This is a genomic window from Mycolicibacter algericus DSM 45454, assembly GCF_002086455.1.
In the GTDB taxonomy this organism is placed as follows: domain Bacteria; phylum Actinomycetota; class Actinomycetes; order Mycobacteriales; family Mycobacteriaceae; genus Mycobacterium; species Mycobacterium algericum.
The window spans coordinates 15,786-35,474 of the sequence record NZ_MVHC01000030.1 but is presented as its reverse complement, the minus strand read 5'-3'; the positions used below and the strand labels follow the sequence as shown (position 1 = coordinate 35,474).

Here is a 19,689-nt window from a genome sequence, read left to right as displayed (position 1 = left end):
CCCTACGCTGAGGTCCATGGCCAATGAGGAACAGCAGCAGTCCTGGGCGACTCAAGGGGTGGACTGGGTCGATCACGCGGCGATCTTCGAAGCGGCGCTGGCGCCGTTCGCTGACGCGGTGCTCCAGGCCGCCGATATCGGATCCGACGCCCGGGTGCTCGACATCGGTTGTGGCTCAGGCACGTTGCTGCAGCGGGCGGCGGGGATCGGGGCGGTGCCCGTGGGGGTCGATATCTCGCAGCCGATGGTGGTTGCGGCGCGGCGGCGGGTACCGGAGGCCACCGTGGTGCTCGGGGACGCCCAGATCATGGATCTGGGCGGGCCGGTCTTCGACCGGGTCATCTCGCGGTTCGGGGTGATGTTCTTCGACGACCCGGTGGCGGCGTTCATCAATATCCGCCGCGCGGCCGCTCCGGGCGCCCGGCTGGCGTTCGTGTGCTGGCGTGAGGGCGACAATCCGATGTTCTCCGTCGGCGTCGACATGCTGGCTGCGCAGCTCGAATCACCGCCCGCCGCGGCCGATCCCACCGAGCCGGGCCCGCTGGCCTTCGGCAACGCCGAGCGGGTGCGGACCATCCTGGCCGACGCCGGCTGGGCCGACGTCGAGCTGGCGGCGTTCGACGGGGTTTGTGACTTCAGCATCGACGGCAGCGACGGCGTCGAGGAACGCCTGACGATGATCCTGTCCAACCGCACCGGGCAGCAGGCCCGCACCGAACTGCCCGCCCGGCTCGGCGAGGACGGCTGGGCCGCCGTCGTCGACAACCTGCGCGACGAGCTGCGCCGGCACCGCGTCGACGGGGTTCTGAAGTTCCCCGGGCACACCTGGGTGGTGACCGCGACCAATCCGGGCTGAGCAGCTCGACCTCAGCGTGAACCGCGCGTCAGGTCCCCGCAGAACGTCCGGTAGTCGCCGAATTCCGGCGGCGGAGCGGCGTAGTCGGCCAGGCCGCCGCGTTCCCGATACGGCTCGGCGAGCACCTCCACGGCAAGAGCCGTGCTACACCCAGGGACGAGTCACTCCATCGATCAAAATCGGAGAAACCCGGCGAGATCAATTGTCGCCGAGCAGGCCGGCGACGCCCGCGGTGTCGGGCACTACATGGGTGATGTCGGGGAGGTCGCTGAACGCACCGTCCGCCGAGACCAGTACCGCCCCGGCAGATTTGGCGACCGCAGCCAGCACGGAATCAAAGGCACCAACACTCGGGGTCGTCTCGAACATCGTCAATCCTCGCTCGAGGTGGTCGCCAGCGACAGTCAGCAGGGGCGCGAGCAGCTCGGCGTAGCTGCGCCCTAGCGTTGCGGCATCGTTGCGGCCACGTCGGCGGGCACGAATATGGACGAACTCCTGGATCACTTCGGGGGTAGTGGTCGCTTCAATGCGGTCGGCGGCAACCGCCGCGATCAAGTCACGGCACGGCTCCCGGAACCGGTGGTCGGCGCCCTTGGCATAGACGAGCACCGTGGTGTCCAGCACGATCATCCGCGGCGTCCGCGCAGTTCGTCCAATTCCTGCTTGAGTTCGGCGGGGTCGGGAACCGGCATGTCAGGAGCGTCGAGAAGGCGCTGACCGGCGGATTTGCGGCGGTCGACGGGACCTGCGAGGCCGCGATCGATGGCTTCGCGCACCACGCTGGCCACCGAGACGCCACGCTCCCGCGCCGCCGCGGTCAGTCGGCGATGGCGTTCATCGTCGAGCAGGATCTGCAGTCGATGCTCCAAAGGAGACATGCACATACATTAGCATGCACATGCTAACCGTTCCTCGCGGTAGACGACGGGCGGTGCCCGCAGGCTCGCGATAGCGTGACCGATATCGTTCCGTCCCATCGGAAGGACCGCCGTGACCCCGCACCCCTTCGACCGCGCCATGCGCCTGGACCACGTCGACACCGGCGTCGTGCGCGGTGCCACCGAACCGGCGTGGGCCAACATGGTCGGCCCGTTCGGCGGGATCACCGCGGCGGTGTTGCTGCGCGCCGTCGAATCCCACCCCGACCGCATCGGTGACCCGCTGGCGCTGACGCTCAACTACGCTGCGCCGATTGCCGACGGCGAATTCGACATCGCGCTGCGCGCTGCGCGCACCAACCGCAGCAACCAGCACTGGGTCATGGAGCTACGCCAGGGCGATGAGGTCATGACCACCGCCACCGCGGTGTTCGGCCGGCACCGCGACACCTGGGCCGACATCGAAGCCCGTCCACCGAAAACCGCTGCGCCCGAGGATCTCCCGCGCGGTGACTTCATCGAGGCGATCGTGTGGGCCAAGCGCTACGACATGCGCTTCACCGAAGGGCCGATTCCCGACGAGGGGGTGCCCAGCGGATCGTCGACCACCACGTTGTGGGCGCGCGACGTTGATCAACGCCCGCTGGACTTCGCCGCGCTGGCCGCGATCTCCGACATCTTCTACCCGCGGGTGTTCCTGCGCCGCGGCGGCTTCATCCCGGCCGGCACCATCTCGCTGACCACCTATTTCCACGCCGACGCCGCGCAACTCGACACCGTGGGCGGCGATTTCGTGCTGGGCAGCGCCCACGCCAACGGCTTCTCCCGCGGCTACTTCGACCAAAGCGCGCACCTGTGGTCCCGCGACGGTGTGCTGCTGACCAGCAGCCATCAGCTGGTGTATTTCAAGGACTGAGCGTCGCCGGGTGAATACCGCGATCGGCACGGTTGAACTAGCGTCCCCGGGTATGCCCGAGGAACTCGGTGCCCATGCCGATGCCGCGCGAGATCGCGAGGCCGCCTTGGCCGCGACCCCGTCTCGGCCAGCGATTGGACGACTGGGGGCCGCCTTGGATGCACACACCTACGACCCACGGCACCCGAACGGATTACCCGTCTTTGGAGGTCTACCAAGACCTACCCGGCGGCAGCACCCGCAGCGTTCTGATCGACCCGGCTCAAGCCGGAAGCACCAACGGGCCCCTGTTCAACCTTCCGTTCCACCACGAGGTCGGCATCGGAGGCAAGGCGTTCGCGCCCTTCGACCACGGCGGGAACTGGAATCCACGATTCGACGTCCGATCTCCCCTGCCTGCCACGGATTTCGGACCCACCGTGGCACCACCAGCAGTACCTTCACCGTCGGGCAGACCCGGCGGTGTCCCCGCCTGATCATCAAAAGGAGCCATGCATGCCCAGTGCAATTCTGGCCCGTGTCCGCGATGGCGACCCCGCCTTCTGGCGCACCGCCACCCGGTCAGCACCGCTGGTCGTCCAAGCCGTCCTCGCGGCGCTAATCGGCATCGGCTGGCTGTGGCTGAGTGGCAGCCCACTCTCCTATGGCACAACGTTTCGCTGGCTGGCCACGGCAGCTTTCATCGTGCCGACCGTCGCAGCTCTGGTGATCGGGGCGGTGTTGTTGCGCGCGGAGTCACCGTATCGACGCGGTGTCGGTCTGGCTGTCTGCGGATCTGCCGTAGTGACCTTCATCAGCGGATTGTTCTACGTGCTGATTTTCCTGCCGTGGTTCGAGGGCGGCGCATGACCAGCCCGGACACCGAAGTCCGCTACGGCCCGCACAGTTTCATCGCCGCGTTGGCGACCATTGCGATCGTCGAGACCGCGACCTGGATATGGTTTCCGTACTGGATCGCGGACTTGTACGTTTTCGGCATCGCTACCGCCATCGTGGTGCCGACCGGCTTCTTCATGTCCCAGAGCGGTGGCATCAAAACTGCACAGGTCGGCCGCGGCATGCTGATCGGCTATCTCGCCACCCCGCTGACCATCGCACTGGCCGTCATCCCGCCGGTGGTGATCATCCAGCTACTGCGTCTGGCCTGAAGTCCCCGGCGCGCCGCGGATCATCGTATTGTCCGGTGAGCAGCTTCGACGCCGTGCCGGGATTCCATGGCCGGCCGCTGTCAGCCGGGTGAATACCGCGATCGGCACGGTTGAACTAGCGTCGGAAAACATGCCCGAGGAACTCGGTGCCCACGCCGATGCCGCGCGAGAGCGCGAGGCCGCGCTGGCCACCCGGCTGCACACCACGACACAACTGGACCGGGCGTTCGTCGCGACGCTGCGCGGTGCGGCGCAGGTGGCGCTGCGCGGGCGCCGACGACTCGACGGCATCGAGGCCGAGATCCGCGAGGCACTGGCCAATCAGCAAGCCCTGGCGCTGGATACCCCCGCCGGCGCCCGCCAGTTTCAACAGTTCCTGACCGTCAAGACCCGCGACATCCACCGCGTGATCGCCGACACCGTGGCCGACAGCCACGCCCGTGCGGCGGCGGTGCGGTCCCTGGGCGGCGGCTACACCGTCAAGGGGCCGCGCGCGCCAGGCGTCAAGGCCTTCGATCACACCTTCAAGCGGTCGCCCGCCTCAGCCGACGAACGTCGTCTCAATCAGATCGACGCCTTCAAGCAGGTCTTCGGCCGCGCCCCGGTCTCGGCCTCCGATTGGACGACGGCTGCCGCCCTCGATCCGACCACCTACGACCCGAAGTTCCAGGGCGTGGACTCCGAGATCCGCGTGGCAAGGATCGATCCGGTACCCGGGCAGGGGGTGGTGCGCGCGTCGCAGTGGATTGAGCAGCCGTGGGTCAACCGCTTGGGCTCACATGACGCCGGCAACGACCGGGGCCCGAACCCGCGGTTCGATCCCGAGGACACCAAGGTCACCACCTACATCGACTACGACAACGGGATCGTGGTGATGCGGCAGAACCCCTCCGCCGAACTCAACATCGACGGCGCTCCGGTACGCGTGGAAGTCGGTGTCCCCCAGGGCAGCGTCACGCAAGCCCCGGATGGATCGGTGCGGATCAAGTACGACGCCGCGAACCCACTCGCACCGGGCGTCTCCGCCGATCCGCGCGGCCCGCTAGGCAGCCACCGATTGAGCGTGAACGGCGACCTGGTTTTCACCCCCGGTCCAGATGGCGTGCATGTCGACGGCACCCGAACGGATTACCCGTCTTTGGAGGTCTACCAAGACCTACCCGGCGGCAGCACCCGCACCGTTCTGATCGACCCGGCTCAAGCCGGAAGCACCAACGGGCCCCTGTTCAACCTTCCGTTCCACCACGAGGTCGGCATCGGAGGCAAGGCGTTCGCGCCCTTCGACCACGGCGGGAACTGGAATCCACGATTCGACGTCCGATCTCCCCTGCCTGCCACGGATTTCGGACCCACCGTGGCACCACCAGCAGTACCTTCACCGTCGGGCAGACCCGGCGGTGTCCCCGCCTGATCATCAAAAGGAGCCATGCATGCCCAGTGCAATTCTGGCCCGTGTCCGCGATGGCGACCCCGCCTTCTGGCGCACCGCCACCCGGTCAGCACCGCTGGTCGTCCAAGCCGTCCTCGCGGCGCTAATCGGCATCGGCTGGCTGTGGCTGAGTGGCAGCCCACTCTCCTATGGCACAACGTTTCGCTGGCTGGCCACGGCAGCTTTCATCGTGCCGACCGTCGCAGCTCTGGTGATCGGGGCGGTGTTGTTGCGCGCGGAGTCACCGTATCGACGCGGTGTCGGTCTGGCTGTCTGCGGATCTGCCGTAGTGACCTTCATCAGCGGATTGTTCTACGTGCTGATTTTCCTGCCGTGGTTCGAGGGCGGCGCATGACCAGCCCGGACACCGAAGTCCGCTACGGCCCGCACAGTTTCATCGCCGCGTTGGCGACCATTGCGATCGTCGAGACCGCGACCTGGATATGGTTTCCGTACTGGATCGCGGACTTGTACGTTTTCGGCATCGCTACCGCCATCGTGGTGCCGACCGGCTTCTTCATGTCCCAGAGCGGTGGCATCAAAACTGCACAGGTCGGCCGCGGCATGCTGATCGGCTATCTCGCCACCCCGCTGACCATCGCACTGGCCGTCATCCCGCCGGTGGTGATCATCCAGCTACTGCGTCTGGCCTGAAGTCCCCGGCGCGCCGCGGATCATCGTATTGTCCGGTGAGCAGCTTCGACGCCGTGCCGGGATTCCATGGCCGGCCGCTGTCAGCCGGGTGAATACCGCGATCGGCACGGTTGAACTAGCGTCGGAAAACATGCCCGAGGAACTCGGTGCCCACGCCGATGCCGCGCGAGAGCGCGAGGCCGCGCTGGCCACCCGGCTGCACACCACGACACAACTGGACCGGGCGTTCGTCGCGACGCTGCGCGGTGCGGCGCAGGTGGCGCTGCGCGGGCGCCGACGACTCGACGGCATCGAGGCCGAGATCCGCGAGGCACTGGCCAATCAGCAAGCCCTGGCGTTGGACACCCCCGCCGGGCAGGGGGTGGTGCGTGCGTCGCAATGGATTGAGCAGCCGTGGGTCAACCGCTTGGGCTCACATGACGCCGGCAACGACCGGGGCCCCAACCCGAACTTCGATCCCGAGGACACCAAGGTCACCACCTACATCGACTATGACAACGGCATCGTGGTGATGCGCCAGAATCCGTCCGTCGAGCTCAACGACAGCGGTGGCCCCGGGAGGGTGAAAGTCGGTGTCCCGCAGGGCAGTATTGCGCAGGCGCCGGACGGCTCGGTACGCATCAAGTACGACGCCGGCAACCTGCCGGGCCATCACGAGGTCGGTGTCGGCAGCTCCGCGTTCGCCCCGTTCGGCGACGCCGCCACCGATTTCGGACCGGTGTACGCGCCGCCGTCGGTCTCCTCGACATCCGGACAACTCGGCTGAGCCTCGAGCCGCTCCCGAAGGGATAACTTCTACCCATGACCGCCCCGACCCCGACAGACCGCTACGGCCCGCGGAGCTTGGTCGCCGCGCTGGCGACCATCGTGATCGTCGAGACCGCCACCTGGGTGTGGCTGCCGTTGTGGATCGCCAACCTGTTCTTCTTCGCAATCGCCACGGCCGTTGTGGTGCCGATAGGGCTGTTCATGAGCCAGCTGCCCGATGAGATCGGGCAGGCCGGCCGGGGGATCCTTGCGGGCTACCTCGCGACACCGTTGACGATCGCGATCACGCTCATCCCGGCCGGCTTGATCTACTTGCTACTGCACTGAAAGGCACTCAGGCATGCCCAACACGGTGTTCAGTCGAATCCGGGTGCAGGACAGCGATGTTTGGCGGATCGCCACCCGATCATCACCGGTCGTCGTGCAGCCGATCTTGGCGGTCTGGTTCGGTATCGGTTGGCTGCTGGGACAAACTCCGGCCGTCGACCACATCGGGGTTCCCATCCTGATAGCGGTCGCGGCCCTACTGACGACCGTGGCCTCGTTGCTGATCGGCGCGACATTGCTGGGCACCGACTCGCCTCGTCGCCGCGGTATGGGCTTGGCGATCGGCGGGTGCGGCCTGGCCGTCTTGATCAGTGGATTGGTCTACGCCCTGATCTTCGTGCCGATCGTGTATCCCGGATGATCACCCGGCGACGGCATCTGGCCTGAAGTCACCGGGCCGCCTCGGGTCGTCGTACTTGCCGGCCAGCAGCTTCGACACCGTACCGGGCTTCCACTCCCGGCCGGTCGGGGTACGCTGCCCCGCGGAGTTGAGCACCCGCGCGGTGGCCGCCTGGGTGACACCGCAGCCGTGCACCAGCCAGCCCGCATACCGCTTGACCTGACGCTTGCGCTCCGGCCACGGCACCGCCGGCGACGGCAGCATCGGCGGCACCGGGTGCATGTTCGCCCGGCCCCCGTCGGTCGTGCGCCGCACCGACTGTCGGCCGTCGGCCTTGACCAGCGCCATCTCGATCTCCCGCCCGAGGCTCTTGGCACCCTCGGCGGCCAGCGCCGCCTGATCCAGGCTGTCGACGGCTTGAACCTCGCGCCGCAGCGCGAAGTCGATCTCGTTCATGCCGCCGTCGGTCGGCGCCGGGTACAGCCCCCGGGTCAACCGCACGTTCAGGCCGTGACGCTGCAACACCAGGCTCAGCCGCCGCAGGTGCTGTTCCCGAATGAAGTCCGGGCCTGGGAACGGCACCCAGACGTCCATCCGCCCGGCGATCGCGCGACCCAGCGCGGCGACCACGGCGTCGATTTCGGTCAGGTCATCGGTGCCGCCGGCCTCGCCCTCCTCGAAACCGAACGCCTCGACGATGATGCAGTGCTGTTTGGCGGCGTCCCTGGCCAGCTCGGCGCGGTGGGCCGTGGTGTCGTTGTCCCCGAGCAGGACAACGCGGTCGACTGCCGACTGCGACATTGCTGACCTCCCGATATCTCAAGCCCCCGTGGGGAAGTGCTGGTGAAAAGAATCTATCGGCGACCACCGACAAGTTCTGGCGGCCGGCTACCCGGGGGTGTAGCCGCTCACTCTTCCCGGTCCCCGGCGTTCCACTCGCGGGCAACGGCACGCAACTCGGTGCGTACCGCGGAGCGGCGCCGTTCCGGGCGGTGATGCTTGTCGACCAGCTGGATCAGGTGCACGCCGACGTCCTCGGCAGTCTGCGCCCACCCATCCCAGCGGGCGACGACGGCATCCAGCGACGTCAGGCTATCGACGGGTACCGACAACTCTCGTCTGCCGATCGATCGACAGTTATTGTCGGACCCCTTGGCTAATTTCGAGTCATGGACGAACCACCTTTAGATTGGCCCGGCGTGTTGGAACTCTCGCTGCTTCCGGAGGAAGCCATCACCGCCGGGCACCGGCTGGCCGATGCGGCCGAGGCCGGTGACTGGCCGGCACTGTTCGATCTGCTGGACGCCATCCCCGCGCTCAGCGTCAACCAGTGGCGGCCCGGCACCGCGGCCTGGCTCACCCCGCTGCACCAGGCCGCTCGGCACGGCGCACCGACCGAAGTCGTTGCCGCACTGCTGGAGCGCGGTGCGCTGCGCGGCCTGCGCGACGCCCGGGGCTGGACGGCGCGCGACGTGGCCGAGGATGCCGGGGGCTCAGCGGCACTGCTCGCCCAGCTCACCCCGCCGCGGTCGCCGCTGACCGCCGAGCTGATCCGCACCCTCGACGCCAACCTGGAGTGGGCGATCGACGGCACCATCCGCACCGCGGGCCTGCTGGACGGCTACACCGACCAGGACCTGCGCCGGGCGCTGCGCTATCCGCCGGTCGCGGTGCTGCACGAAGCGCCCGCCGCCGCGCTGCACTGTGCGATCCCCGGCCTGCCCGGCGGTGTCCAGGTGACGCTGCGGTGCGGCTACCTGGAGACGGTGGCCGCCGGGCAGACGCGGGTGATCACCCAGCGGGGTGCGGTGCTGACCACCGAAGGCATCGCCTGACCGTCGCGTAGCGTGACGGCCATGGCTTTCACACTCGCGGACACCCCGGATCAGCACGGCCGCACCTTTGTAGTCACCGGTGCCAACGGCGGCCTGGGTGAGGTCGTCACCCGCACCCTGGCCGCCAACGGCGCCACCGTGGTGATGGCCTGCCGCAACACCGCCAAGGCCCAGCAGATCGCCGACGGCATCGACGGCGACGTGACGGTGGCGGCACTGGATCTGGGCAGCCTGGAGTCGGTACGCGACTTCGCCGCCCAGCAGGGCGGCTTCGACGTGCTGGTCAACAACGCCGGGATCATGAACATCCCGCTGAAACGGACGGCCGACGGGTTCGAGATGCAGTTCGGCGTCAATCACCTCGGGCACTTCGCGCTGACCGGCCTGCTGCTGGACCGCATCGGCGACCGGGTGGTGACGGTATCGAGCATCGCGCACAAGCAGACCCCGAAGTTCTGGATCGACGACCTCAACTACGAGAACCGGTTCTACCAGCGCAACCTGGCCTATGCGCAGTCCAAGCTGGCCAACCTGATGTTCGCCCGCGAGCTGCTGCGCCGACTGCGCGCGGCCGGCTCGCCGCTGCGCTCCTACGCGGTACACCCCGGCGTGTCGGCCACCGAGTTGTTCGACAACGACAAGACGCTGCCCGGCTTGGTCACCAAGTACGGTCTGGCGGTGCTGGGCCAGCGCCCCGAGCGGGCCGCCGAGTCGATCGTGTTCGCCGCCACCGTCGCCGACGCCGACCCGGACGCCTACTGGGGGCCGACGAAGCTCAACCAGTCGCGCGGCCCGATGGGGCCATGCCCGTCGAACAAGCTGTCGCAGGACCAGCAGCTGTGGCGGCGGCTGTGGGAGGAGTCGGAGAAGATGACCGGGGTCAGCTACCCGGTGTGACCCGGCGCGCCCCGCTGGGACCCGTCGCCGCCGGGGGCACAGCACATCGTCGCCTCAACAGCAACAGCCGTCACGGCGCCGGGGGTATGTGAGTGTTGCCCGCCTTCGAGCGACAGCTGGCGTCGGGTCGGGCAACGCGGTGCCGACGCCGGTGCTCACGAGTCGACATAATCTCTGTTGTCGCTCAGAGGTGGGCACACCTCATGCCACTTCCCCACGGTGACGGGAGTGACGCACGGGACTCCGCTCCGATCACCTGGCGGCGAGGCGGCAGACAAATTAGCCCTCCACCCCAGCTCACCGGTTAAGTTGTGGCGAGCCGCAATCTGCGGCACCAGACGGACCGAAAGTGATCATGCGAGTTGAGGGGCGCGACGTCGCCGTCACCGGCAACCTGCTGCAGCCGCTGACCCGACGCACCAACGACATTCTGCGTCTGGTGCTGGCGGCCTTGTTCCTCGCGACGGTCATCACCAGCTCGCTGGTCACCCGCTACGAATGGGTGACGCTGGAACGCTCGGTGTCCCAGATCATCGGGGTGCTCTCCCCCACCCACGCCAACCAGGTCTATCTGGCCTACGGCATCGCCATCGTGGCGTTGCCGTTTGCCATCCTGATCGGCCTGGTCGTCTCCCGGCAGTGGAAACTGCTGGCGGCCTATGCGATCGCCGGGCTGCTCGCGGTGGCGTCGCTGTCGATTCGCAGCACCGGCCTGGCCGCGCCCAGTTGGCACTTCGACCTGTCCGAACGGCTGGCGACCACGCTGGCCCAGTTCCTCGACGACCCACGCTGGATCGCCATGCTCGCCGCGATGCTCACCGTCTCCGGGCCGTGGCTGCCGGCGCGCTGGCGGCGCTGGTGGTGGGCGCTGCTGCTGGCGTTCGTGCCGATCCACCTGGTGGTCAGCGCCATCGTGCCGGCCCGCTCGCTGCTCGGCCTGGCCGTCGGTTGGTTTGTCGGGGCGCTGGTGATCCTGATCGTCGGCACTCCCGCACTCGAGGTCCCGCTGGACGGCGCGGTGCGCAGCCTGGCCCGCCGCGGCTGCACCGTCACCGAACTGACGGTCCTCCGCCCGGCCGGCCGCGGCCCGCTGGTGCTCTCCACCGCCGGCAAGCACCCGGCGCTGATCGAGTTGTACGGCCCCAACCAGCGCAGCGGCGGCGCGGTGCGCCAACTGTGGCGCAAGTTCCGGCTGCGCACCACCGAGACCGCGCCACTGCACGCCTCGCTGCATCGCGCCGTCGAGCACCGTGCACTGATGGCGATCGCCATCGGCGAGACCGGCGTCGCCAACGCCGACATCGTCGCGCTGGCCGCCCTCGACCGCGGCTGGACGCTCTATGCGCACACCCCGCCGCGCGGCACTCCGCTGGCCGACTGCACCACCCAGACCCCGGTGGGCAAAGCCTGGGAGTCGCTGCGCCGGCTGCATGATCAACAGATCTCCCACGGCGACCTGCGCAGCAAGGAGATGACGGTCGAGCACGGCACCGTACTGTTCGGCGGTTTCGGCAACGCCGAGTACGGCGCCACCGACGCCCAGCTGCAATCCGATATCGCCCAGCTGCTGGTGACCACGTCGTCGCTGTACGACGCGGCCGCGGCGGTAGGCGCCGCGATCGAGCATTTCGGCCGCACCGCGGTGCTGGCCGCCTCACGGCGCCTCACCAAATCGGCGGTGCCGGCCCGGCTCCGCAAGGCGGTTCCCGACGCCGGCGCGGTGATGGCCGCCGCCCGCGAAGAGGTCAAGCGCCAGACCAATACTCAGGAGATCCAAACCAAGACGATCACCCGCTTGACCCGCAGCCAGCTGATCCAGCTGGTGCTGCTGGTCGGGCTGGTCTACGTCGCCTACCCGTTCATCAGCCAGGTCCCGACGTTCTTCTCCCAACTGCGGAACGCGAACTGGTCGTGGGCGCTCGTCGGGCTGATCGTGTCGTCGCTGACCTACGTCGGCGCGGCGGGCGCGCTGTGGGCGTGTACCAACGGCTCGGTCCGATTCCGCGATCTGGCGATCATGCAGGTGGCCAACACGTTTGCCGCGACCACCACCCCGGCCGGGGTGGGCGGGCTGGCGTTGAGCACCCGGTTCCTGGTCAAGGGCGGGCTGAGTACGCTGCGCGCCACCGCCGCGGTGGCGTTGCAGCAGTCGGTGCAGGTGATCGTGCACGTGATCCTGCTGGTCGTCTTCACCACCGCCGCCGGCGCCCGCGCCGACCTGTCCCACTTCGTGCCCAGCGCCACCATGCTGTACCTGATCGCCGGTGTGGCACTGGGCCTGGCCGGCACCTTCCTGCTGGTGCCCAACCTGCGCCGGTGGTTGACGACGGCGCTGCGCCCGCGCCTCAGCGAGGTCAGCAGTGACCTGATGGAGCTGGCCCGCGAACCCAAGCGGCTGGCGTTGATCGTGCTGGGCGCCGCCGGCACCACTCTCGGTGCGGCACTGGCCTTGTGGGCCAGCGTGGAAGCCTTCGGCGGCAACACCTCGTTCGTAACCGTCACGGTGGTGACCATGGTCGGCGGCACCCTGGCCTCGGCGGCGCCGACACCCGGCGGGGTGGGCGCGGTGGAAGCCGCCCTGATCGGTGGGCTGGCCGCGTTCGGGGTGCCCGCCGCGCTGGCCGTCCCATCGGTGCTGCTCTACCGGGTGCTGACCTGCTGGCTGCCGGTGTTCGTGGGCTGGCCGGTGATGCGCTGGCTGACGGCCAACGAGATGATCTGAGCGCATGCGGGTCGCGATAAGCGGTGCGGGCGTCGCAGGAACGGCGCTGGCGTACTGGCTGCACCGCACCGGGCACACCCCGACCGTGATCGAGCAGGCGCCGGCGTTTCGCGCCGGCGGCTACATGATCGACTTCTGGGGCGTCGGCTACACCGTCGCCCAGCGCATGGGCATCGAGGCGCAGCTGCTCGACCAGGGCTACCAGATCGAGTCCGTGCGATCGGTGGCCGCGGACGGGCGCACCGTGGCGGCGCTGGACGCCAACGCCTTTCGCGATCTGCTTGGCGACGGCTTCACCAGCCTGCCCCGCGGCGACCTGGCCGCTACCATTCACGCCACCATCGCCGATCACGTCGAGATGATCTACGACGAAAGCATCACCGCCGTCGACGAATACGACGACGGCGTCCGGGTGTCCTTCACCCACGCCGCTCCACGCGAGTTCGACCTGCTGATCGGCGCCGACGGCCTGCACTCCAATGTGCGCCGGCTGGTGTTCGGCCCGGACGCCGAGTTCGAGCACTACCTGGGCTGCAAAGTAGCCGCCGCCGTCGTCGACGGCTACCGTCCCCGTGACGAACTGGCGTACGTGAGCTACGCGGTGCCGGGCCGGCAGGTGTCCCGCGTCGCGCTGCGCGACAACCGGACCCTGGCGCTGTTCGTATTCCGGGACCCGTCGCCCGGGCTCCCCGCTGATCCGAAAGCCGTACTGCACCAACGGTTCGCCGATGCCGGCTGGGAGTGTCCGCAGCTGCTGTCCGCGGTCGACGCCGTCGATGAGCTGTACTTCGACGTGGTCAGCCAGGTCCGGATGCCGTGCTGGACGCGGGGACGGGTGCTGTTGGCCGGCGATGCCGCCGGGTGCATCTCACTGCTCGGCGGTGAGGGCACCGGCCTGGCGATCACCGAGGCCTACGTCCTGGCCGGTGAGTTGCACCGGGCCGGCGGCGATCACCGGCGCGCGTTCGCCGCCTACGAGGATCGGATGCGGCCGTTCATCGAGGCCAAACAGGCCGGCGCGACGGAGTTTCTCGGGTTCTTCGCCACCCGAACGCGTTTCGGGCTGTGGTTTCGCAACCTGGCGATCCGGGCGATGAACCTGCGGCTGCTCACGCGGCTGCTCGCCGGTTCGGTGCGCGACGACTTCGACCTGCCCGACTATCCGATCTGATCCCGGTCAGCGCAGCGATGTGGTCATCAGGCCGGTTATCCCCTCGATGACCTCGAAGTCGGCGTCGCGGTGCACGACCCGGGCATGATGGCGCAGCGCGACCGCGGCGATAAGGCAGTCGTTGATGCTGCGAATCGTCTGGCCGGTGCTTCTGGCAGCACGGTAGATGCCCGCGGCCGACCGAAAATCGGTGGCCGTCTCGACCCCCAGCGAAGACAACCCGGTGACCAGCCGCTCAAGCATTCGGTAGGTCTGCTCGTTGCTTGCGCCAGCCAAGATCTCCATCGCGATCGGCTCGCAGGTCACTACTTGATCGGGTTCTTCGGAGAGCAGCCGCCGCACTTCCAGCGCTGCCGCCGACCCGGTTGCCCGGAAGTATTCGATCCATACCGAGGTGTCGACCAGAATCATCCGAGTTCGCCGGGTTGTTCGCTGCGCAACTCATCGAGGTCACCCGCCCACCCGATGCCCTCGAGGCCCAGCAGAAACTCCCGGGTCAAGGGCGCGCCGACGAGACGGCGTAACGCGAGGTCAACAGCCGCCTTCTTGGTGGTCACGCCGAAGCGACGCATCACCTCAGCGGTGAGTTCGTCATCGATTTCGATATTGGTGCGTGCCATACACCAACAATACACCTTCTTCGCTATCCGGCCCCAGCAGCGGCATAGACCCGGCTGACTTCCGGCTCGCCGTAACCGGCGGCCAGCGCCGCGGACCGCACCGCGTCGCCGACCTTCAGTGTGAGTTCGGTCGGCACCAACGCGATCACGCAGCCGCCGAATCCGCCGCCGGTCATCCGGGCGCCCAGCGCGCCGGCGGCGACCGCGGCATCGGCGATCAGGTCAAGGTGGGCGGTGGTGATCTGGAAGTCGTCGCGCATCGAAACGTGCGATGCGGTGAACAACTTCCCGGCGGCGGCGAAGTCCAACTCCGACACGGCCGCAACGAAATCCAGCACGCGTTCGTTCTCGGTCAGCACATGCCGGGCCCGGCGCGCATCGACCGGGTCGCCGACGGCGTCGAGCACCGAGACGCCGCGGTGCTGTACCTCCCGCAGCGACGACACCCCCAGCGCCGCGGCGGCCCGCTCGCAGGACGCCCGGCGGGCGGCGTACTCCCCGTCGACGTGGCCGTGGCGCTGCCCGGAGTCGAACAGCAGCAGCGTCACCCCGGAGGCATCCGGGTCGAACGGCACCGGGTGCACCGCGAGGTCACGGAAATCGATGAGCACCGCGGTGGAGACCTCCCCGGACAGGGACGCCAGCTGATCGAGCAATCCCGTTGGGGCACCGACGTAGTCGTTCTCGGCGCGTTGCCCGATGCGGGCCGCCGCGACCCGGTCGAGGCTCACCCCGGCCGCCGTCGTCAGCGCGCCGAGCACCGCGCACTCCAGCGCCGCCGACGACGACAGGCCCGAACCGATCGGCACGTCGCTGCTGATGGTCATGGTGCCGCCGGGCACCGCGACACCACTGTCACGCAGCGCCCAGATCACCCCGGCCACATACGCGGCCCAGCCGGTCACCCCGCCGGGGACGGTGTCCAGCGGGATGCGCACCGAGGCGTCGGCGTGATCCGACAGCACGGTCAGTGTGTCGATCTCCGCCGGGGTGAATGTGACGCTGGTGCGTTGCGGCAGCGCGATCGGCAGCGCGAAACCGCCGTTGTAGTCGGTGTGTTCACCGATCAGGTTGACCCGGCCCGGCGCGGAATAGCTGATCACAGCGCCCGCAGCCGCTCGGCGACGGACTCCGGGGTGACGTCGGCGATGAAGGCGTCCATCGCCGATTCGGATGCCGCCAGATACTTCAGCTTGGTGGCGCTGCGCCGGATCGACATCAGCTCGACGTGGAAGTAGCCGTCGGCCTGCACTCCCGCGGCGCGGTACTGGTGCAGCGCGGCCATATAGGGCAGCGGGGTGTCGTAGATACGGTCGAAGCGGCCCAACAGATCCCGGTAGATCCTCGCGAAGTCGTCCAGCTCGGCATCGGTCAGCTCGGTCAGGTTGTGCAGCCGCCGATTCGGATACAGATGCACCTCCACCGGCCAGCGCGCCGCGAACGGCACGAACGCGGTGAAATGCTCACTGGATGCCACGATGCGGGTACCGTCGGCTCGCTCGGCGGCCAGCAGGTCGGCGAACAGGTTGCCACCGTGGGCGATTCGGTGCTCGCGGGCCTGGGCGAGCATCGCGGCGGTGCGCGGGGTCAGATACGGGTAGCCGTAGATCTGGCCGTGCGGGTGGCCCAGCGTCACCCCGATTTCTTCGCCGCGGTTCTCGAAGCAGAACACCTGCTCGATGCCGGGGCGGTTCAGCAGGTCGGCGGTGCGATGCCGCCAGGCCTGCACCACCAGCAGGGCCTGCGCCGGTTTCAGGTCGGCGAACGACCCGGTGTGATCGGCCGAGAAGCAGATCACCTCGCAGCGGCCATGACCGGGTGCGGCGACGAACTCGGCCCCGTCGGGAGACGGCGTGGCAACCGCAGCTCCGGTCCCGGCCAGGCCCGGGAAGCGGTTCTCGAACACCACCACGTCGTAGTCGGGTGCGGGCACCTCACTGGTCAGCCCGCTCGGGCCCGGGCACAGCGGGCACGCCTCGGCGGGCGGGTGATAGGTGCGGTCCTGGCGCTGCGCGGCGATGATCACCCACTGGCCGGTGGTGCGGTCGAACCTCAGATCAGAAGGTTGGGGGTCGCGCGGCGGCAGCGGCCGGCGGTCGGGCACCGGCGACGGGGTGTGGCCCGGCAGCGCGAAGAACAACAGGTCGCGGCCGTCGGCCAGCGACCACCCGGTCGGGGCGCTCACGCGACCAGCCGAGGACGCAACCGCTGCGGGGCGATCTCGACGCCGGCCGCCAGGTCGTCGGCCAGCCCGGCGGCGAAGCTGCGCAGCCCGGCGAGGTCGATCCCGTACGGCACCGGGACGGGTACGGTCGCCAGCCGGTCGGCGCCGCGGCGCAGCAGGCTCACCGCGCCGATGACGTTGCCGCGCTGCACGTGGGTGACACCGACCGCCAGCTGCGCCAAGCCCTGCCACAGATCGCGTTCGGCGTCGGGCCGGTGTTTCCAGGCGGCTTCGAGCACCTCGTGGGCGTTGAACGCCAGCCCGTCGTCGAGCAACAACTGCGCGTAGGCCAGCGTCTGCGCCGGCGGCAGGTCGAGATCGTCGGGCACGCCCTCCACGCCGCCCTTGCTGCCGCGCGGCAGCGGCCGTCCCAGCCGGTCTCGCGGGCGGGCGTTGCGGGGCCGGCCCGACTCGTCGCGGTCGCGGGTAGTCACCCGTCCATCATGGCAAGTGCGTTACGCGGCCGGTTTGGCGGCGATCACCTCGATGGCGGCCATGTTGTCGCGGTGGCGGCGGAACGTCGCGCGCATGTTGAGCACCCGGGCCCGCGCGTCGGAGTCACGTAGCACGTTGAACACGAACCGCAGCGCCCCGAACAGGCCCTCGTCGGCGATCAGCCGGTGCGGCTCCAGCAGCGCCATCGGCGCATAAGAGATCTTCTCCACCTCGAACCCGGCTTCGGTGAGCAGCTCGGACCATTCCGCGGCGGTCAACGGGCGGGCGTTGACTTTGATGGAACGGGCCAGGGCGGTGCGGACCTCCTCCTTGACGGCCTCGGGCACGTCGGCGGGCTGCAGCATCATCTCGTGGATGGCGTAGCGGCCGCCGGGCCGCAGCACCCGGAAGGCCTCGCGCATGATCTCGGACTTGTGCGCGTTGGTCTGCATGGTCAGCATCGCCTCACCGATTACGACGTCGGCACTGTCGGCGGCCAGCCCGGTCTGCGACGCCTCACCGGTCACCACCCTGCCGTTGTCGCCGACCACCGACCGGACCACACCGGCGGCGTGGTCGTCGGCTTCGACTCCGGTGTAGGTGCCGGGGGAGTGCTCCAGGATGTCGCGTGCGGTGCGGCCCATGCCGGGAGCGAGTTCGACGACGTCGGCACCGGCCAGCTTCGCGTCGGCCAGCATCCGGTGGGTCAGCCCGAGCCCGCCGGGCCGCAGCACCCGTTTGCCGAGCCGGGCGAAGAGCCAGTGGCCGGGCAGGTCAGCGGTTTTGCGATCGGGCATCGGAAGAGTCATGCGACGAAGGTTAGCCTTACCAGCCCTGCATCCGCTAGTAGACTTTAGACCCTAATTTTCCTTTAATTCCTGGGGCAGGCGGATCTGGCCGGCACTCGGTGTCGGTCCCCGGCGCTACGGTCACGCCATGCTCACCGCAGGCTCGACGTTCGCCGGTTACCGCATCGTGCGGCAGCTCGGCTCGGGCGGCATGGGCGAGGTCTACCTGGCCGAACACCCGCGGTTGCCGCGCCGCGACGCGCTGAAGGTGCTGCCCGGCCAGGTCTCGGCCGACCCGAATTTCCGGGAGCGGTTCAACCGGGAAGCCGACCTGGCGGCGTCGCTGTGGCATCCGCACATCGTCGGCGTGCACGACCGCGGCGAGCACGACGGGCAGCTGTGGATCGCGATGGACTACGTCGACGGACCCGACGCCGACGCGCTGTTGCAGCACCACCCGGGCGGGCTGCCCCGCGAGCAGGTGGTCGAGATCGTCACGGCCGTCGCGCAGGCGCTCGATTACGCTCATCGGCGCGGTCTGCTGCACCGCGACGTCAAGCCGGCGAATATCCTGCTGACCAGGCCGGGCGAGTCGGGCGATCGAATCATCTTGGCGGACTTCGGGATCGGGCTGCGCGTCGACGAGGTCAGCGGCCTGACCGCCACCAACATGGCGGTCGGCACACTGCGCTACGCCGCTCCCGAACAGTTGCGCGGTGAGGCGATCGATCACCGGGCCGATCAGTACGCGCTGGCCGCCACCGCCTATCACCTGCTGACCGGCAAGCCGCCGGTGCACCCCGACCCGGCCCGCCTCGACGCGGCGCTGTCCCGGGCGCTGACCGAGAACCCGGCCGAACGGTACGCCAGCTGCGAAGAGTTCGCCGCCGCGCTGCACACGGCCGCACCCGCCCCGCGGCCGTTCTCACCACCGAAGCCCCGGCGCCGGTTCTCCAAGGGCTGGGGACTGTCCGCCGCGGCGTTGCTGGCGCTGTACCTGCTCGGCAACACCTCGCACCCGGAACCGGCGGCGCCGGCCGCCGCCCCGGCCCCACCCACGACCACCACGTCGACGACGACCGTGACCGCGCCGCCTCCCCCACCGATCGTCGAACCGCCGACCACCACGGCGCCGCCGCCCAGCACCCCGGCCACCACCGCGACGCGCGCGGCGGCGCTGCTGGACTCGATGTGCAGTCATGCCCAGCTCAACACCACCGCGACGTCGACGTCGGGCACGGTGTTGCGCTGCGTCAGCGGCCTCGCCGGCTACTCCTGGCAGGCCGATCCCGGTGTCACCCGGGTCGATTCGGCGATCGTCGGCCAGATCGGCTGGAGCGACTGCCTGGCCCGCTACCCGCGCGCCGACTGCGTGGCCGCAGCGGCCCAGATCGCCGGATCCCCCGAGCGAACCGGGCCGGTGTTCCCTCCCGGCACCTACACCATCCCCGACTACATGCCCTACGGCACCTACGGCGCCGGCCTCGGCCCGGGCGGGTCGTGCAGCTACACCGTCTTCGACCGGCACGGTCAGGTCGTCGACACGGGATCGCGGCTGATCACGCTGGGCACACCCACGGTCGAAATCGACCCGCGCGCCGAGGACGGCATGTTCGTCAGCTACGGCTGCACCCCGTGGGCCCGGACCAAACCGCTGCCCGGCGACTGGTGATCCGGACGC

25 protein-coding genes are annotated in these 19,689 nt (G+C 69.0%); 15 read left to right on the top strand and 10 right to left on the bottom strand.

Going from position 1 to position 19,689, the window contains the following annotated elements; all coding sequences use genetic code 11:
* Positions 1–16: 16 nt before the first annotated feature.
* Positions 17–856, top strand: a complete 840-nt coding sequence (locus BST10_RS18990) for a class I SAM-dependent methyltransferase (protein ID WP_083039917.1) — start codon at positions 17–19, stop codon at positions 854–856.
* A 198-nt stretch (positions 857–1,054) separates the two neighbouring features.
* Here the strand turns inward: BST10_RS18990 and BST10_RS18985 are convergent, their stop codons facing one another.
* Positions 1,055–1,486, bottom strand: coding sequence for a type II toxin-antitoxin system VapC family toxin (locus BST10_RS18985; protein WP_019736075.1), 432 nt, complete (start codon positions 1,484–1,486; stop codon positions 1,055–1,057).
* Positions 1,483–1,734, bottom strand: a complete 252-nt coding sequence (locus BST10_RS18980; RefSeq protein ID WP_019736076.1) for a ribbon-helix-helix domain-containing protein — start codon at positions 1,732–1,734, stop codon at positions 1,483–1,485. The genes BST10_RS18985 and BST10_RS18980 overlap by 4 nt, the downstream gene beginning before the upstream one ends.
* A gap of 139 nt (positions 1,735–1,873) precedes the next feature.
* Here BST10_RS18980 and BST10_RS18975 point away from each other — a divergent pair, with 139 nt between their 5' ends.
* From BST10_RS18975 to BST10_RS18935, 9 genes are all read left to right on the top strand, one after another.
* Complete coding sequence (locus BST10_RS18975; RefSeq protein ID WP_170306911.1) at positions 1,874–2,650, top strand: acyl-CoA thioesterase; 777 nt, start codon at positions 1,874–1,876, stop codon at positions 2,648–2,650.
* Between the two features lie 495 nt (positions 2,651–3,145).
* Entirely contained in the window at positions 3,146–3,499 is a 354-nt protein-coding gene (locus BST10_RS18970; RefSeq protein WP_083039905.1) for a hypothetical protein, read from the top strand.
* The gene (locus BST10_RS18965) at positions 3,496–3,798 is read left to right on the top strand and encodes a hypothetical protein (RefSeq protein ID WP_083039902.1); all 303 of its coding nucleotides are present in this window, start codon (positions 3,496–3,498) and stop codon (positions 3,796–3,798) included. Before BST10_RS18970 ends, BST10_RS18965 begins: the two co-directional genes overlap by 4 nt.
* Positions 3,799–3,928: 130 nt before the next feature.
* Positions 3,929–5,209: a DUF4226 domain-containing protein gene (locus tag BST10_RS18960; protein ID WP_083039910.1), complete on the top strand. Its 1,281-nt coding sequence runs from the start codon at positions 3,929–3,931 to the stop codon at positions 5,207–5,209.
* 19 nt (positions 5,210–5,228) lie between these two features.
* Complete coding sequence (locus tag BST10_RS18955; RefSeq protein WP_083039905.1) at positions 5,229–5,582, top strand: hypothetical protein; 354 nt, start codon at positions 5,229–5,231, stop codon at positions 5,580–5,582.
* The gene (locus BST10_RS18950) at positions 5,579–5,881 is read left to right on the top strand and encodes a hypothetical protein (protein ID WP_083039902.1); all 303 of its coding nucleotides are present in this window, start codon (positions 5,579–5,581) and stop codon (positions 5,879–5,881) included. Before BST10_RS18955 ends, BST10_RS18950 begins: the two co-directional genes overlap by 4 nt.
* Before the next feature lie 130 nt (positions 5,882–6,011).
* Positions 6,012–6,647 carry a DUF4226 domain-containing protein gene (locus BST10_RS18945; RefSeq protein WP_083039898.1) on the top strand — a complete coding sequence of 212 codons (636 nt, stop codon included), beginning with the start codon at positions 6,012–6,014 and terminating at the stop codon, positions 6,645–6,647.
* A 35-nt stretch (positions 6,648–6,682) separates the two neighbouring features.
* Complete coding sequence (locus BST10_RS18940; RefSeq protein WP_019736080.1) at positions 6,683–6,976, top strand: hypothetical protein; 294 nt, start codon at positions 6,683–6,685, stop codon at positions 6,974–6,976.
* A 13-nt stretch (positions 6,977–6,989) separates the two neighbouring features.
* The gene (locus BST10_RS18935; protein WP_083039894.1) at positions 6,990–7,337 is read left to right on the top strand and encodes a hypothetical protein; all 348 of its coding nucleotides are present in this window, start codon (positions 6,990–6,992) and stop codon (positions 7,335–7,337) included.
* On the opposite strand, the gene BST10_RS18930 is transcribed toward BST10_RS18935, so the two are convergent.
* Both BST10_RS18930 and BST10_RS18925 read right to left on the bottom strand, forming a co-directional pair.
* Positions 7,338–8,117, bottom strand: coding sequence for a hypothetical protein (locus tag BST10_RS18930; protein ID WP_083039891.1), 780 nt, complete (start codon positions 8,115–8,117; stop codon positions 7,338–7,340).
* 107 nt (positions 8,118–8,224) lie between these two features.
* Complete coding sequence (locus BST10_RS18925; protein WP_083039888.1) at positions 8,225–8,428, bottom strand: hypothetical protein; 204 nt, start codon at positions 8,426–8,428, stop codon at positions 8,225–8,227.
* A 57-nt stretch (positions 8,429–8,485) separates the two neighbouring features.
* Here BST10_RS18925 and BST10_RS18920 point away from each other — a divergent pair, with 57 nt between their 5' ends.
* From BST10_RS18920 to BST10_RS18905, 4 genes are all read left to right on the top strand, one after another.
* On the top strand, positions 8,486–9,151 hold the full coding sequence (locus BST10_RS18920) for an ankyrin repeat domain-containing protein (protein WP_083039886.1): 666 nt from the start codon (positions 8,486–8,488) through the stop codon (positions 9,149–9,151).
* 21 nt (positions 9,152–9,172) lie between these two features.
* Positions 9,173–10,048, top strand: a complete 876-nt coding sequence (locus BST10_RS18915; RefSeq protein WP_083039884.1) for an oxidoreductase — start codon at positions 9,173–9,175, stop codon at positions 10,046–10,048.
* Between the two features lie 355 nt (positions 10,049–10,403).
* Positions 10,404–12,770 carry a lysylphosphatidylglycerol synthase transmembrane domain-containing protein gene (locus BST10_RS18910; RefSeq protein WP_083039942.1) on the top strand — a complete coding sequence of 789 codons (2,367 nt, stop codon included), beginning with the start codon at positions 10,404–10,406 and terminating at the stop codon, positions 12,768–12,770.
* Between the two features lie 4 nt (positions 12,771–12,774).
* Positions 12,775–13,941 (top strand): FAD-binding domain, encoded by a 1,167-nt coding sequence (locus tag BST10_RS18905; RefSeq protein WP_083039880.1) that lies wholly within the window; start codon positions 12,775–12,777, stop codon positions 13,939–13,941.
* Positions 13,942–13,947: 6 nt separating this feature from the next.
* Here BST10_RS18905 and vapC read toward each other — a convergent pair whose 3' ends face one another.
* The 6 genes from vapC to BST10_RS18875 are packed head-to-tail and all read right to left on the bottom strand — an operon-like array spanning position 13,948 to position 18,029.
* Positions 13,948–14,352 carry a type II toxin-antitoxin system VapC family toxin gene (gene vapC / locus BST10_RS18900; protein WP_083039877.1) on the bottom strand — a complete coding sequence of 135 codons (405 nt, stop codon included), beginning with the start codon at positions 14,350–14,352 and terminating at the stop codon, positions 13,948–13,950.
* A complete protein-coding gene (locus BST10_RS18895) occupies positions 14,349–14,561 on the bottom strand; it encodes a type II toxin-antitoxin system VapB family antitoxin (RefSeq protein WP_013827510.1) in 213 nt (70 codons plus the stop codon). The genes vapC and BST10_RS18895 overlap by 4 nt, the downstream gene beginning before the upstream one ends.
* 23 nt (positions 14,562–14,584) lie before the next feature.
* Positions 14,585–15,664 (bottom strand): galactokinase, encoded by a 1,080-nt coding sequence (locus BST10_RS18890; RefSeq protein ID WP_083039874.1) that lies wholly within the window; start codon positions 15,662–15,664, stop codon positions 14,585–14,587.
* Complete coding sequence (gene galT, locus BST10_RS18885) at positions 15,661–16,746, bottom strand: galactose-1-phosphate uridylyltransferase (protein WP_083039871.1); 1,086 nt, start codon at positions 16,744–16,746, stop codon at positions 15,661–15,663. The genes BST10_RS18890 and galT overlap by 4 nt, the downstream gene beginning before the upstream one ends.
* Entirely contained in the window at positions 16,743–17,219 is a 477-nt protein-coding gene (locus BST10_RS18880; RefSeq protein ID WP_083039868.1) for a DUF309 domain-containing protein, read from the bottom strand. Before BST10_RS18880 ends, galT begins: the two co-directional genes overlap by 4 nt.
* A gap of 21 nt (positions 17,220–17,240) precedes the next feature.
* Entirely contained in the window at positions 17,241–18,029 is a 789-nt protein-coding gene (locus BST10_RS18875; RefSeq protein WP_083039865.1) for a class I SAM-dependent methyltransferase, read from the bottom strand.
* A 127-nt stretch (positions 18,030–18,156) separates the two neighbouring features.
* Between BST10_RS18875 and BST10_RS18870 the strand changes: the two genes are divergently transcribed.
* Entirely contained in the window at positions 18,157–19,680 is a 1,524-nt protein-coding gene (locus BST10_RS18870) for a serine/threonine-protein kinase (protein WP_083039862.1), read from the top strand.
* The last annotated feature ends 9 nt before the right edge of the window (positions 19,681–19,689 follow it).

What these genes read in the sequence shown, in the direction of transcription:
- BST10_RS18990 (WP_083039917.1), top strand. Translation starts at nt 17, where the DNA reads ATGGCCAATGAGGAACAGCAGCAGTCCTGGGCGACTCAAGGGGTGGAC.
- BST10_RS18985 (WP_019736075.1), bottom strand. Translation starts at nt 1,486, where the DNA reads ATGATCGTGCTGGACACCACGGTGCTCGTCTATGCCAAGGGCGCCGAC.
- BST10_RS18980 (WP_019736076.1), bottom strand. Translation starts at nt 1,734, where the DNA reads ATGTCTCCTTTGGAGCATCGACTGCAGATCCTGCTCGACGATGAACGC.
- BST10_RS18975 (WP_170306911.1), top strand. Translation starts at nt 1,874, where the DNA reads ATGCGCCTGGACCACGTCGACACCGGCGTCGTGCGCGGTGCCACCGAA.
- BST10_RS18970 (WP_083039905.1), top strand. Translation starts at nt 3,146, where the DNA reads ATGCCCAGTGCAATTCTGGCCCGTGTCCGCGATGGCGACCCCGCCTTC.
- BST10_RS18965 (WP_083039902.1), top strand. Translation starts at nt 3,496, where the DNA reads ATGACCAGCCCGGACACCGAAGTCCGCTACGGCCCGCACAGTTTCATC.
- BST10_RS18960 (WP_083039910.1), top strand. Translation starts at nt 3,929, where the DNA reads ATGCCCGAGGAACTCGGTGCCCACGCCGATGCCGCGCGAGAGCGCGAG.
- BST10_RS18955 (WP_083039905.1), top strand. Translation starts at nt 5,229, where the DNA reads ATGCCCAGTGCAATTCTGGCCCGTGTCCGCGATGGCGACCCCGCCTTC.
- BST10_RS18950 (WP_083039902.1), top strand. Translation starts at nt 5,579, where the DNA reads ATGACCAGCCCGGACACCGAAGTCCGCTACGGCCCGCACAGTTTCATC.
- BST10_RS18945 (WP_083039898.1), top strand. Translation starts at nt 6,012, where the DNA reads ATGCCCGAGGAACTCGGTGCCCACGCCGATGCCGCGCGAGAGCGCGAG.
- BST10_RS18940 (WP_019736080.1), top strand. Translation starts at nt 6,683, where the DNA reads ATGACCGCCCCGACCCCGACAGACCGCTACGGCCCGCGGAGCTTGGTC.
- BST10_RS18935 (WP_083039894.1), top strand. Translation starts at nt 6,990, where the DNA reads ATGCCCAACACGGTGTTCAGTCGAATCCGGGTGCAGGACAGCGATGTT.
- BST10_RS18930 (WP_083039891.1), bottom strand. Translation starts at nt 8,117, where the DNA reads ATGTCGCAGTCGGCAGTCGACCGCGTTGTCCTGCTCGGGGACAACGAC.
- BST10_RS18920 (WP_083039886.1), top strand. Translation starts at nt 8,486, where the DNA reads ATGGACGAACCACCTTTAGATTGGCCCGGCGTGTTGGAACTCTCGCTG.
- BST10_RS18915 (WP_083039884.1), top strand. Translation starts at nt 9,173, where the DNA reads ATGGCTTTCACACTCGCGGACACCCCGGATCAGCACGGCCGCACCTTT.
- BST10_RS18910 (WP_083039942.1), top strand. Translation starts at nt 10,404, where the DNA reads ATGCGAGTTGAGGGGCGCGACGTCGCCGTCACCGGCAACCTGCTGCAG.
- BST10_RS18905 (WP_083039880.1), top strand. Translation starts at nt 12,775, where the DNA reads ATGCGGGTCGCGATAAGCGGTGCGGGCGTCGCAGGAACGGCGCTGGCG.
- vapC (WP_083039877.1), bottom strand. Translation starts at nt 14,352, where the DNA reads ATGATTCTGGTCGACACCTCGGTATGGATCGAATACTTCCGGGCAACC.
- BST10_RS18895 (WP_013827510.1), bottom strand. Translation starts at nt 14,561, where the DNA reads ATGGCACGCACCAATATCGAAATCGATGACGAACTCACCGCTGAGGTG.
- BST10_RS18875 (WP_083039865.1), bottom strand. Translation starts at nt 18,029, where the DNA reads ATGACTCTTCCGATGCCCGATCGCAAAACCGCTGACCTGCCCGGCCAC.
- BST10_RS18870 (WP_083039862.1), top strand. Translation starts at nt 18,157, where the DNA reads ATGCTCACCGCAGGCTCGACGTTCGCCGGTTACCGCATCGTGCGGCAG.